A 13,756-nucleotide genomic window follows, 5' to 3' on the forward strand; every position below is an offset into this window, starting at 1 on the left:
ACAACCACTATGACCAAAGAAACCAAAATAAAACTTTTTGAGCAAAAACAGGTTCGCACCCACTGGGACGAAAACGAAGAGAAATGGTATTTTTCGATTGTTGATGTGGTTGGGATTCTTTCGGAGAGTGTTGACCCACAGGCCTATTGGCGAAAACTGAAACAAAGGCTTAAAGCAGAAGGAAATGAAACCGTGACGAATTGTCACGGTTTGAAAATGCCAGCAGCCGATGGCAAAATGCGCCTGACCGATGTGGCGGATACAGAACAATTATTCAGGTTAATCCAGAGCATTCCGTCGCCCAAAGCAGAACCATTTAAAATGTGGCTGGCACAGGTTGGGCGCGAACGTATTGACGAAATTGAAGACCCGGAACTTGGAATTGACCGTTTGATGGAAACATACCTGCGCAAAGGGTACAGTAAAGAATGGATTAACCAACGATTGAAAAGTATTGAAATTCGCAAGGAACTTACCGACGAATGGGAATACCGCGGTGTAAAAAAAGGTCAGGAATTTGCTATTCTTACTGACGACATTACCCGCACTTGGAGCGGATTTACAACAAAACAATACAAGAGTTACAAAGGGCTGAAGAAGGAAAATCTTCGGGATCACATGACAAATATGGAGCTGGTACTTAACATGTTGGCCGAAGCGTCAACCACGGAAATTTCTAAAGATAAAAAACCGAAAACTTTTGCAGAAAACCGAAAAGTTGCCCAAAAAGGAGGTGATGTTGCTAAGGCCGCCCGAAAACAACTCGAAAATACTACCGGGAAAAAAGTAATTTCCCCACAAAATGCAAAGAGTTTAAATAAGAAAGACGATCATAAAGCACTGGAATAAATGGAACTTAAAACCTACCAACAAGAAGTAATAAACGACCTTGCTTTGTTTTTGGAGCACGTACAGGAAACCAAAGACACCAAGGAAGCATTTTACGATTTTTGGGCAAAGCACCCGCGTACTCCCTTACAACCGTTTTCTGGTACAGCAATAGAACCATACAAAAATAATGTTCCCCGTGTTCCTCACATTTGCGTAAAAGTCCCAACCGCCGGTGGTAAAACATTCATTGCATGTAATGCCCTCAAAACTATTTTTGACGCTTTCGATTACGACAAACCCAAGGCGGTTATGTGGTTGGTTCCTTCTATTACCATTTTAGACCAGACCATAAAAAACTTAAAAGACCCATCGCATCCGTACCGCCAAAAAATAAATTCACATTTTGGCAATAAGGTAGAAGTTTTCGATAAAGCAACTTTACTGCAAGGAAGTGGGTTTAATGCTACTTCGGTAAAAGAGCAATTGAATATTATGGTTTTCAGTTTCGACAGTCTGCGTGCAAGAAACAAAGAAGACCGTAAAGTATTTCAGGAAAACGGCAATTTGCAATCATTCGAAAACCTGTTAGGCCAAAACACTGATATTACACTCGGCGAGGTTATCAAATACCTAAATCCTGTGGTGGTGGTTGATGAAAGCCATAACGCCGAAAGTGATTTAAGCGTGGACATGTTAAAAGAAATCAACCCAAGTTTTATTCTTGATTTAACAGCAACGCCACGAAATAACAGCAATATTATCAGTTTTATCGATGCCCTTGAACTGAAAAAGGAAAACATGGTAAAACTGCCTGTCATTGTTTACAATCATCAGGACAAAACCGAAGTAATCAATTCAGCCTTACAGCTTCAAAAACGTTTGGAAATACAGGCAAAAGAGGAAGAAAAGAAAGGCGGTAAATATATCCGTCCAATTGTTTTATTTCAGGCACAGCCTAAAAATGCTGACGACAATACAACCTTTGAAAAGCTGAAAGAAAAACTGATTGAATTAAAAATTCCTGAAGAGCAAATAAAAATTAAAACTGCAAACCTCAATGAATTGAAAAATGAGGATTTAATGGACAAAAATTGCCCTGTCCGTTACATCATTACAATTAACGCTTTAAAAGAGGGTTGGGATTGTCCGTTTGCTTATATTTTGGCTTCGTTGGCTGATAAAAGTTCGGCAGTTGATGTTGAGCAGATTTTAGGCAGGGTTTTACGCCAGCCGTATGTAATGAAACATAGCTTTCCGCTTTTAAACCTGAGTTATGTTTTAACAGCTTCATCTAAGTTTTTAGACACGCTTGACAATATTGTAAAAGGCTTAAATAAAGCAGGTTTCAGCGACAGAGACTATAAACTGGCTGATGCAACAGCAATAGAAAAAAAGTCGGAAACAGAATCTTCAGGATTAAATAATTTTCAGGATTTATTTAATACTCCACAAGAGACAGATAAGCAATCAGAAACCATAGATGATATAACGTTGGATATTGACGTATCGCGGATTGTACTTCCAACGGATTCTAATGCTCCAAGCAATTCGGTTACAGAAATTGAGAATTCCGCTTTAGTCCAAAATCAGGAATTTGAAAAAACGGTTTCTGAAATGGAATCTGGCAATACCGTTTCTTTACCCAACGAAATTAAAGAGCTTGTGAAAACATATACAATTAAAGACATTTTCAAAGAGCAAGCCGATAAAATAAATTTACCTCAGTTTTTCCTTAAAATACCTGCAAATGACTTATTCGGAACACGGGAAGAAGAAATTGCACTGGAAAAAGAAAATTTATTGGAAGGTTTTGCATTAAGCAAATGCGACAGAAACATTGCATTTAACAATATCGCCTCTGAACTTTACAAAGTTGATTTGGACGAAACAAAAAAAGAACACACTCCAACTTTTGTAAGGCTTGACGGCACAGTAAAAGAAGGTATTTTAACCTATATACTTGACCCTGCAAGAAAAGACAGTCGGGTAAAAAACTTCACAAAACAGATAATGGATATTATCGGGAATATGTACCCAATTCCAGATAAAGAAATTGAAAAATACATAAGCCGAATTTTGGAAGATTTCAACGACGAGCAATTTTCGGACTTTGCAAATAATAAATATACTTACACCGATAAAATTAAAAAGAAAATAAAAGAATTGTCGGAGAATTTCGCCGAACAGAAATTCAAGGACTTTTTGGACACCGACAAAGTTTACATTAAGCAAGCATATAAATTGCCTAAAAAGATTTCTCCTGGAAATATAGCAAAGGACATAACCAAAGCTTTGTACGAGAAAGAAGGTAACATGAACAATTTCGAAGAACGAGTAATAAACGAAATTGGGAACATGCAAAACATTGCTTTCTGGACACGGAACATTGAGAAAAAAGGATTTAGAATTAACGGATTTGTAAATCATTATCCCGATTTTATAATTCAAACCAAAAGCGGAAAGACCGTTGTGCTTGAAACCAAAGGCGACCATTTGGATGCAGAACAAAAAATAAGACTTGGTGGACTTTGGGCAAGCAAAGCAGGAAATGATTACAGATACTTTATGGTTTACGAAAGACGGACAGTTGATAACGCTTATAAATTGGAGGATTTTTTAGATATTATAAAGAAGATATGACGAAAATCTCCGTAACTATTCATTCTATAATGCAGTTCATAAATACAAACAGGGTGCTTTAATTGATGCATGTTTCAAACAATACTGCCCCCTATACTGTCCCCTTAAAAATAAAACATCCTGTAAGTATTTAATTTACAGGGTGTTTTGCGTGAGCTTTGTAGTCCCACCGGGAATCGAACCCGGATTTACAGTTTAGGAAACTGTCGTTCTATCCGTTGAACTATGGAACCATGCAGAAGCGGTGCAAAAATAGAAAAAAGCTGGCTTATTCAAAAAAATAGCCGGCTTTAGCTCAAAAATTGTACTTTTTTGTACGACTAAGGACAATTGGCGGGTTAAACCGGAATCACAGAGGCTGCTTTTTCTTCCCTGTTTATTGATCTCTTTTCGGCGATTTTCGAATGATTTCATCCTGTGTCTATCAGTGATCTCTTAACAGAAATTTTACAAGCATTTTTCAATCAAACAACTGGATTCCAGTTTCTTGTTTTTTTTTACGGCGAATTATGCTTAGAAACATTTTAAATTATTTAATTTAGACATGCTTTAATTGGCCGAAAGACCGCATAAGCCTACTTTTGCTGTGCTTTTAAATAATAAGTTTTAATGTATAAATATAAATCAGTTATCCTATGAGCAATTTTCTGACTGCCTCTATCGGAAGAAAGTTTATCATGAGCATTTCAGGGCTTTTCCTGATCATGTTCATTTGCGTGCATTTGGGAATTAACCTGCTATTGATTTTTGATGACAGCGGACGGTTATTCAATCTGGGCGCAAACTTTATGGCAACAAATCCCCTGATCAAAGTGATGGAACCACTGCTTGGCCTTGGGTTTATTGTCCATATTATCTGGTCATTTATAATCAGTTACCAAAACTACAAGGCCCGGCCGGTTGGCTATGCACAATCCAATGCTTCGTATTCAAGTAGTTGGGCTTCCCGCAACATGCTGATTCTTGGAGCTTTAGTTCTTGTGTTTCTTGTGATTCACGTGATGAACTTTTTCTACGTCATTAAATTCGATCCGCATTCGTTGGATGCAGTTGTTATCGACGGCGTTGAAATGCACGATTCGTACACCTTGGTTGCCGGTTTGTTTAAATCAAGTGTTGTTTATTGCATCGTTTATGTGATTGGAGGCGTGTTGCTGGGGCTACACCTGGGACATGGGTTTTGGTCTTCATTTCAGACAATCGGGCTGACCAATAAACATTGGCTCACACGGTTGCAGCTTGTTGGTAAAATTTATGCCATTGTTGTAACTGTTGGTTTCTCCATCATCCCCTTGTATTTCCTGATTAAGTTTTAATCGAAAAGAAATTGAATTATGAGCGTATTAAATGCAAAAATACCTGAAGGGCCTTTAGCCCTGAAATGGACAAATTATAAAGATCACCAGAAACTGGTTAACCCGGCAAACAAACGTAAGCTGGATGTTATTATCGTTGGCACCGGTTTGGCGGGAGCTTCGGCTGCTGCATCGCTTGGCGAAATGGGCTTCAATGTTAAGAACTTCACCATCCAGGACTCACCCCGCCGTGCTCATTCGATTGCTGCACAAGGAGGTATCAATGCCGCCAAAAACTATCCCAACGATGGCGACTCGGTTTACCGCTTGTTCTACGATACCATTAAAGGAGGAGATTACCGTGCCCGCGAAGCCAACGTATATCGTCTGGCTGAAGTGAGCAACAGCATCATCGACCAGTGTGTGGCGCAGGGCGTTCCATTTGCCCGCGAATACGGCGGCTTGCTCGACAACCGTTCATTTGGCGGAGCCCAGGTGAGTCGTACCTTTTATGCCAAAGGCCAAACCGGGCAGCAGCTATTGCTGGGCGCCTACCAGGCATTGATGCGGCAGGTAAATGCCGGGACTGTAAAAATGTACACCCGCACGGAGTTAGTTGATATTGTGATTGTTGACGGCAAGGCCCGTGGCATTATTGCCCGCGACCTGGTAACCGGAGAATTGCAACGCCACTTCGGACATGCCGTTGTACTGGCCACGGGTGGTTACGGAAACGCCTTCTTTCTGTCGACAAACGCGATGGGATCGAACGGCTCGGCAGCCATTAAAGCTTTCCACAAAGGCGCTTTTTTTGCTAATCCGTGTATGGCCCAGATTCATCCCACCTGTATTCCGGTTCACGGCGAGTTTCAAAGTAAACTGACCCTGATGTCGGAATCGCTGCGTAACGACGGTCGCATCTGGGTTCCCGCAAAAAAAGAAGATGCTGACGCCATTCGTGCCGGAAAACTGAAACCAACCCAGATTGCCGAAGCAGATCGCGATTACTACCTGGAGCGTCGTTACCCGGCTTTCGGGAACCTGGTGCCGCGCGACGTGGCTTCGCGTGCTGCCAAAGAACGCTGCGACGCCGGCTATGGCGTGGGCACGGGCTTGGCTGTTTATCTCGATTTCAAATCGTCGATTGAACGTTTGGGTAAGGACGTGATTGAAGCCCGTTACGGGAACCTCTTCCAGATGTACGAAAAAATTGTTGACGAAAATCCATACGAAACCCCAATGATGATCTACCCGGCCATTCATTACACGATGGGCGGTATTTGGGTTGATTATGAGCTGCAAACGACCATTCCCGGTTTGTTTGCTGCCGGCGAGGCCAACTTCTCCGACCACGGAGCCAACCGGCTGGGCGCTTCGGCATTGATGCAGGGATTGGCTGATGGCTACTTCGTACTGCCTTACACCGTTCAGAACTACCTGGCCGACGACATCCGCACCCCGCGTATGACGACCAATGAAAAAGAATTTATTGACGCAGAGCAAGCGGTGAAAGCACGTTTCGAAAAACTGATGAGCATCAAAGGGAACCGCTCCGTCGATAGTCTGCATAAAGAGCTGGGTTTGGTGATGTGGGATTTTGTTGGCATGGGCCGTAACGAGGAAGGTTTGAAACATGCCGTTGAACGTATTGCCGAGATCAAAAAAGAGTTTTGGAGCAACGTCCGCATTCCGGGAGATATCACAGGAATGAATATTGAATTGGAAAAAGCCAACCGCCTGGCCGATTTTATCGAAATTGGCGATTTGATGGCCCGTGACGCGTTGAACCGCGAGGAATCCTGCGGGGGACACTTCCGCGAAGAGTATCAAACCGGCGAAGGTGAAGCCCTCCGTCAGGATGATAAATTCGCTTTCGTTTCGTGCTGGGAATACAAAGGCGACGATACCGAACCTGCACTTCATAAAGAAGAACTGGTTTACGAAAGCGTGAAGATGGTTCAACGTAATTACAAGTAATGGCTTTTTAAAAGGAGATCAATCATGGAAAAAATAATAAATCTCACATTAAAAGTGTGGCGTCAGAACGGTCCCAAAGAGAAAGGCCGTTTTGAAACCTTCAAGGTAAATAACATCTCAACCGACAGCTCGTTCCTGGAAATGATGGATATCCTGAACGAGCAGCTCATCAGCGAAAACAAAGAACCGGTTGCATTCGACCACGACTGCCGCGAAGGAATCTGCGGAATGTGCTCATTGTACATCAACGGGCGACCCCACGGCCCCGACGAAGATATCACCACCTGCCAGTTACACATGCGTAAGTTTAAGGATGGTGAAACGGTAACCATTGAACCATGGCGAGCTGCCGCTTTCCCGATTATTAAAGACCTCATTGTTGACCGTTCGGCCTTTGATAAGATTATTGCTGCCGGCGGTTATGTTTCGGTTAACACGGGAGGCGTTCCTGACGCCAACGCGATCCCCATCCCGAAGCCGGATGCCGACGAGGCGATGGACGCGGCATCGTGTATCGGGTGCGGGGCCTGTGTTGCAGCCTGTAAAAACTCATCGGCCATGTTGTTTGTTTCGGCCAAGGTTAGCCAACTGGCTTTGCTGCCGCAAGGACGGGTTGAAGCTGCCCGTCGCGCCAAAGCGATGGTGGCAAAAATGGACGAGTTGGGCTTTGGCGGTTGCACCAACACCGGCGCCTGCGAAGTGGAATGCCCGAAAAACATTTCTCTCACGAACATTGCCCGCCTGAACCGCGAATATTTGAAGGCGCGGTTTGCCGAATAAGAACTATTCGAAATAAAACAGGAACCCCGTCAATTTTTCTGGCGGGGTTTTTTTATGAAGAACCGGACAAAGCAGTTATGAATATTCTGAATTGTTTATCCTGGATGCAATGTCCGATTAAAGCCCGTCCTGAAAAAAACCGGGTTCATCCCGAATTTGATTTTGAACAGGCTCTTCCTTCATGTTAAGCGATAACTTGCGTTTTAACGTTTAATCCGGTTTTACCTTTAGTTCGGCTACGGCAATTTTCGAATCGGCCGTGCCATAGTATAACAACCATTTATCTTTGAAAAAAGCCAGTCCTTCCACAAAACAAACATTGTTTACCTGACCGGTAATTTCGAATGGCTGGTCGGGGGTAATAAACCATTGGTCGGTCCGGTGCAGAACTTTTGCCGGATTATTCTTGTCGAGTATCACTTGCCCGGCGGCATAGGTTCCGTCGGCCAGGTTTTTGTCGCCGAACGTAGGGCTGTTTTTGCTGTTGTAAATAAACAGAATACCTTCTTCGGTAATCACGGCAGGCGGACCGGGTTCCACCAGTTCACTGTCAAACATTCCCCTGCGTGTGGAGAACAGGACCTGAAACGAAGTGGTATAATTACGCATGGTATCCAATTGCATTTTTTTCGGATCGGTTTCCAGGAGGGGAGTCCAGTCAATCAGGTTATCGGAGGTGGCCATATAAATGTTTGACTCGCCCCAGTACATCCAGTATTTTCCGTTGACTTTTGTGGCGATCATTCGTCCGTTTTCCTGGCGGCACACAATTGCCCCGGCTTTCGACCACATGGACACATAGTCGTCGCCTGCTTTTTTAAATACCGAACCATGTTTGGTCCAATGTCTCAAATCGGTGGAAGTTGCGATAAAAAGGCGGGCCTTGTCTCCGTCGTAGGCTGTGTAAGTCATGAAATAGACGCCGTTTTCATCTTCAACCAGGCGGGGGTCTTCACATCCTCCTTCCCATTCATAGTTCCTGAATTCGTCTTCGTCGGGAAATAAAACAGGCGTTGGTTCTTTCTGAAAATGGTAGCCGTCGAGGCTATAGGCCAACCCGATTCGCGATGTGCCGTTGTATTTTCCAATGGTATCTTCGGCCCGGTAAAGTAAAAATACGGTATCGCCTTTTACCGCGCTGGCCGGGTTGAAAACATCTTTCTCTTCCCAACGAACTTCCTGCTGACGCACCGGACAATAAAACCAAAGGCTGTCGGAGGGGCTTAAGCAAGGGTTGAGTTCAGGTTTTTTTGAAAAAGGGATTAAAAACCCGGCGGTTTGTTCCGTTTTCTGAACATGGCATTGTACCAGAAATAAAAGGCTTATCAATAAAACTATAATTCTCATTTTTTCTGTTTTAAGATTATTTTAATCAATACCCGGAATTTTGGGTAATACTGCCGCCCGATTTGTCGATTTCGCCCTGCGGTATCGGGTACAGTAGGTGATGATCCTGAAAACCGCGCGAGCCAAGCACATCTTTTGCCATTCCCCATCGTTTCAGGTCATTAAGCCGGTGCGATTCAAAGCCTAACTCGACCCGTCGTTCATGAATCAGCCAGTTTTTTATCACCGTTTTGTTTGTTTCGTTCACGTTACGGTCGGGCAAGGTACCCACCGGTGGAGTAGAACCGGTTGCCGTTACAGAGTTTCGTGCCCTTTGTCTGATGCTGTTGATCATGTTAATGGCATCGCTTGGCTTATCGGTTTCGAGCAGGGCTTCGGCTTTCCAGAGTAACACGTCAGCCCAACGGATATAGATCCGGTTGCTGGGAGAGTCATCATTCCCTTTATTTGTTCCGTCAGTTGTTCCCAATAGTTTATTGACGTTTCGGGAACCGACATCAACGGTATAAAGCAAACGCGGGTCATTGGCTTCAAATGCCTGAATAAAGTTTGTTTCGGGAGCGACAAATCCCCAACCGAGCAAGGCGCAGAGCCCGTTCCCTTTTTGCGGCGTTTGCGATGATTGATGGTCATAGGCAAAAATGACTTCATTTTCAGTAAATTCTTTCGTCACATCAAAACTGTCGAAATAGTTGGTATTTAGCTGGTAGTAACCCAGGTTTTCCAGTTCAGAAACCAGAGTGATTACGTCGGTCCAATTCTGGTTGAAGAGGGCTACTTTGGCCTGCATGGCAATCACGGCCCCTTTTGAAGCCCGCCATCTTTCGGTATCAACCGGATATTTCCCCGCGGGTAACAGGTCTTTGGCGTTCGTCAAATCTTCTTTGATTTGGTTCCATACTTCAGCTTTTGCGGTTCTGACAGCAACTTCATAAGCTTCTCCGAATGAATTCAGGGGACGGAGCAATAGCGGCACGTCGCCAAAAACAGTGACCAGATCAAAATAATAAAAAGCTCTCAGAAAGTAAGATTCGCCTAACAGGCGGTTTTTTAATGCGGCTTCCATATTCAGCTTACTCATCATCTCCGTGTCGGTCAGGTAACTGATAGCCGTGTTGGCCCGCGAGATACCTTCGTAGTCGTAACTCCAAATCCCGTTTAGCCCGCCGTTGGAGGCAATAAAGCTAAAGTTTTCAAACTGGTCCATCCAGGCCTGGTCGCCATCCGGGTTCCATTTTTTCTGCATATCGTCGGAAGCGATATCCTGTAAAATAAAATCATTCCGGGTCACGGTACCGTCGTCCCAGGCCCAGTTGCCAATGATGTTTAATGTACCTGAGAGCAATTGATACGACGAACTGACCGAGTACCTGACACTGGTTACTGTCGGATCCAGATTCACCTGTTCCGGGGTCAATAATCCAATGGGATCTTCATTCAAATAATCATCGCAACTAATAAAAAGTAAGAAGAATGCGGTGAGAAATAAATTATATCTGGATTTCATGTCTGTTTGATTTTATCGGTTAATTAAAAAGTCAGGTTAATGCCCGCGATGAACGAACGGGATTGAGGATAAGTTCCCATGTCCATCAGGTCGGTTGATTCCGGATCCGGACCACTGTAGTTTGTGATGGTAAACACGTTTTGGGCAGAGAGGTAAAGCCGGATATTCTGCAAGCCAAAGCGGCGGATGTTGGTAAATGAGTATCCCAGTTCTACATTTTTCAAACGGAGGAACGACGCATCTTCCACGAAAATGCTCGAAATCTTACTGCTTCCGTTATCGGTAAAACTAACGCGGGGCCTGCTGTTGGTCGAACCTTCTCCGTCCCAGGCGTCCAGAATACCGGTGGTGTAGTTGAATGGTCGGGTATCGTAATCGACAATTTTTTTCGAATCGTTGTAGCGGTCAACCCGGCCGACTCCCTGGAATAAGAACGACAAATCGAATCCTTTATAGGCGCCGGAGAATGTTAACCCGTAAAGAATCTCCGGATTTGGGTTGCCGATGAAATCGCGGTCGGTATCATCGATCCGGCCATCGGAGTTCAAATCCTTGAAACGGATGTCGCCGGGGACAACGGTTGGATTGGTGGTATTAAAAAGATGACTGGTGATTTCGGCATTATTCTGATAAATTCCTTCAAATACATAGCCGTAGTAGGCGTTTAGCGGTTGGCCTACTTCGGTGCGCGTTACCTGTCCGATGATGCTTGGCAGGTTCGGGTGTAATTTCTCCACCTTATTTTTGATGGCGGCGATATTGGCGTTGATGCTGTATTTAAACGCTTTGTCGCTGTTCCTGAAACTCAGTCCGAATTCAACGCCTTTATTGCTCACTTCGCCGGCATTCACGATGGTTGGCTGAACATCGCCAACGAATTTTGGCAGGGAAATCGGCAACAGAATATCGGTCGTGTTTTTTTGGAAATAATCGGCCGACAGGTACAGTTTATTTTTGAAGAAACCGGCATCAATCCCATAGTTGTATTGCGTGGTTGTTTCCCATTTCAAATCCGGATTTCCGTAACGCGAGGTTAAATATCGGTCGCCGTCTTTTCTGATCAGCGTGAGATAGGCATAATTGTCAATTTCCTGGTTTCCGAGCTGACCTACGCTTACACGAATTTTTAAGTCGGAAAGCCAGTCATATGGCTTCATGAAATTTTCTTCGGAAATCTTCCATCCGACCGAAACCGAAGGGAAATACCCCCATTGATTGTTTTCGGCAAAACGCGATGAGGCGTCGGCGCGGAAGTTGGCAGTAAGCATATACTTCGAATCGTACACATAAGTAGATGAGGCAAAGAATGATAACAGGGCCCATTCTGAACCGCTTCCGCCGTTCCATAAATCCTGCTCTGTACTGCCAAAGTCGATGTAGGTGAATTTCTCGGTGTCGTATTCATAACGTCTTCGGGAGGCGCTGACAGATGAAGCGTAGTTTGTGATGAATTCGCTTCCGGCCAGCGCATTCACCGCGTGTTTGCCAATTGTTTTTTGTATGTCGAGGGTATTGTTCCACGAAAGCGTGAAAGCTTCGCCTCGGTCCTCGTTCAAGCCGTTGGGCCGGTTCTGGCGGCCGGTTCCCTGGTCAAGTTCATTGCCGCCTCCGTCGTCATCGCCAAAATTGCGGTAAAAGGCTTTGTTGTGGGTGAAGTTCAAGTCAATCCCGACATTCGTTCTGAATTTCAATGATTTGTCTTTCAGAAAAGCTACTTCGCCGAAAAGGTTTCCAAACGTCTTAAAATGAGAGCGCTTGTCGTCAGTGAAATAGGCCAGGGCTACGGGGTTTTGTGTCCATTCGTATTTGTCGCTTTCCCAACCTCCGGTGTCGCGGTTGTTGTGCAGGTAAAACGGTAAATCGGTAAACGGATCACGTTCGGTATAGGTTGGATCGCTCGTTTTTTTGTAAACGGAGATAACCGGAGGACGCAACAAGGCATGACGGATGATCCCGGGGGTATCGCCTTTCGACGATAGCTTATCCTGAATGGCGTAGGAAAGCTGCACGTTGCTTCCCACTTTAATCCGGTCGGTCAGTTCGGCAATGATATTGGTTCTGAAGTTATACCGCTGGTATTTGTCGTTATCGAAAACCACAATTCCATCCTGGTCGTAATAGCCGGTCGAAATCAGGTACTGTAATTTTTCATTTCCGCCGCTGGCTGTTACCTGGATATTCTGTGAATAACCGGCCTCAAACACTTCGTCCAGCCAATCGGTGTTAGCAAAATCTGCCCGGCCTTTATCGGCAGTATACGGGTTTACACCCCCGTACCCGGCATTGTTCCAGGCCTTTTCAACCACATTCAGGTATTGCTGCGTATTGAGTAACTTGGGGAGGTTAACGGCATGCTGAACGCCGCGGTAGTAATTCACATCGAGCAAAGATTTTCCTTTTTCCCCGTTTTTCGTGGTGATAATAATCACCCCTGCTGATGCACGTGAACCGTAAATGGCGGCTGCCGACGCGTCTTTGAGTACGGTCATCGACTGAATATCGGAAGGATTTAAGAAGTTCAGTTCGCGGGTAGGAACTCCATCCACAACATACAGGGGGTTGTTATTCCCAATGGTTCCTTCGCCCCTGATCCGGATGTTGATCTCATCGCCAGGCGCTCCGGTACTTTGTGTCACCTGCACCCCGGCCACCTGTCCCTGCAGGGCCTGCGACAATTCGGCTACCCGGCGTTTTTTCATGTCATCCACATTCACCGGCGATACGGCTCCGGTTAAGGTCGACTTCTTTTGTACGCCGTATCCAACCACCACGACTTCATCAACCCCGATGGTTTCTTCGGCAAGCACAACGTTCAGGTATTGCTGACCGGTAAATTGAATTTCCTGTTCTTTCATTCCCACGAATGAGCAAACCAGAATTGCATCAGCCGGCACATTTCCCAGCGTAAACTTTCCCGAGAAGTCGGTGATGGTTCCAATGGTCGTTCCTTTGACCATGATTGTTGCACCGGGGACTGGCTCGCCTTGTTCGTTCGATATCAGACCCGAAACCGTTGTCTGTTCCTGCAACAGGCCGTTCCCGGTGGGAATTGTTTTTTCTTTCAGAATGATTTGGCGGTTGTGAATTTCGTAACTCACGTTGGCTTGCTCGCATACAACTTCCAGAATCTCGTTAAAATTCCTGTTCTCAAAGTCGAGCGACAGTTTTTTGCTGAAATCGAATATTTCATCCTTATACAGGAAGATAAAATTTGTCTGATCTTCAATCGACTGCAAAACTTCCCGGATGTCGGCGTTTTTGAAATTAAGCGACAGGTTGGTTACCTGGGAATACGAATTGCCCAAAGAGACCAAAACCAGCAAGGTAAAGCATAGCGTTAGTTTCATTCTTCTGTAAATTTTTCGCCATCCCTCTTCCG

At 44.7% G+C, this 13,756-nt stretch carries 8 protein-coding genes and 1 tRNA gene; 5 read left to right on the top strand and 4 right to left on the bottom strand.

Annotated elements, in window-relative coordinates; translation table 11 throughout:
- Positions 1–9: 9 nt before the first annotated feature.
- Both ACOIT5_RS14705 and ACOIT5_RS14710 read left to right on the top strand, forming a co-directional pair.
- Positions 10–849: a BRO-N domain-containing protein gene (locus ACOIT5_RS14705; protein ID WP_423126915.1), complete on the top strand. Its 840-nt coding sequence runs from the start codon at positions 10–12 to the stop codon at positions 847–849.
- Positions 850–3,471: a DEAD/DEAH box helicase gene (locus tag ACOIT5_RS14710; RefSeq protein WP_423126916.1), complete on the top strand. Its 2,622-nt coding sequence runs from the start codon at positions 850–852 to the stop codon at positions 3,469–3,471. It abuts the gene before it with no gap.
- A 161-nt stretch (positions 3,472–3,632) separates the two neighbouring features.
- On the opposite strand, the gene ACOIT5_RS14715 is transcribed toward ACOIT5_RS14710, so the two are convergent.
- Positions 3,633–3,704: transfer RNA gene (locus ACOIT5_RS14715), tRNA-Arg, on the bottom strand.
- 402 nt (positions 3,705–4,106) lie between these two features.
- Here ACOIT5_RS14715 and ACOIT5_RS14720 point away from each other — a divergent pair.
- The 3 genes from ACOIT5_RS14720 to ACOIT5_RS14730 are packed head-to-tail and all read left to right on the top strand — an operon-like array spanning position 4,107 to position 7,523.
- Entirely contained in the window at positions 4,107–4,787 is a 681-nt protein-coding gene (locus tag ACOIT5_RS14720) for a succinate dehydrogenase cytochrome b subunit (RefSeq protein WP_423126917.1), read from the top strand.
- 18 nt (positions 4,788–4,805) lie between these two features.
- Complete coding sequence (locus ACOIT5_RS14725) at positions 4,806–6,743, top strand: fumarate reductase/succinate dehydrogenase flavoprotein subunit (RefSeq protein WP_423126918.1); 1,938 nt, start codon at positions 4,806–4,808, stop codon at positions 6,741–6,743.
- A gap of 24 nt (positions 6,744–6,767) precedes the next feature.
- Positions 6,768–7,523 (top strand): succinate dehydrogenase/fumarate reductase iron-sulfur subunit, encoded by a 756-nt coding sequence (locus ACOIT5_RS14730; RefSeq protein ID WP_423126919.1) that lies wholly within the window; start codon positions 6,768–6,770, stop codon positions 7,521–7,523.
- 210 nt (positions 7,524–7,733) lie between these two features.
- Here ACOIT5_RS14730 and ACOIT5_RS14735 read toward each other — a convergent pair whose 3' ends face one another.
- From ACOIT5_RS14735 to ACOIT5_RS14745, 3 genes are read right to left on the bottom strand one after another with little or no spacing between them, the layout of a single operon-like run.
- Entirely contained in the window at positions 7,734–8,870 is a 1,137-nt protein-coding gene (locus ACOIT5_RS14735) for a glycoside hydrolase family 130 protein (protein ID WP_423126920.1), read from the bottom strand.
- A gap of 25 nt (positions 8,871–8,895) precedes the next feature.
- Complete coding sequence (locus tag ACOIT5_RS14740; protein ID WP_423126921.1) at positions 8,896–10,377, bottom strand: RagB/SusD family nutrient uptake outer membrane protein; 1,482 nt, start codon at positions 10,375–10,377, stop codon at positions 8,896–8,898.
- Between the two features lie 23 nt (positions 10,378–10,400).
- Complete coding sequence (locus tag ACOIT5_RS14745) at positions 10,401–13,724, bottom strand: SusC/RagA family TonB-linked outer membrane protein (protein ID WP_423126922.1); 3,324 nt, start codon at positions 13,722–13,724, stop codon at positions 10,401–10,403.
- Positions 13,725–13,756: the final 32 nt, after the last annotated feature.

Source organism: Gaoshiqia hydrogeniformans (genome assembly GCF_049347105.1).
In the GTDB taxonomy this organism is placed as follows: Bacteria; Bacteroidota; Bacteroidia; order Bacteroidales; family Prolixibacteraceae; genus Gaoshiqia; species Gaoshiqia hydrogeniformans.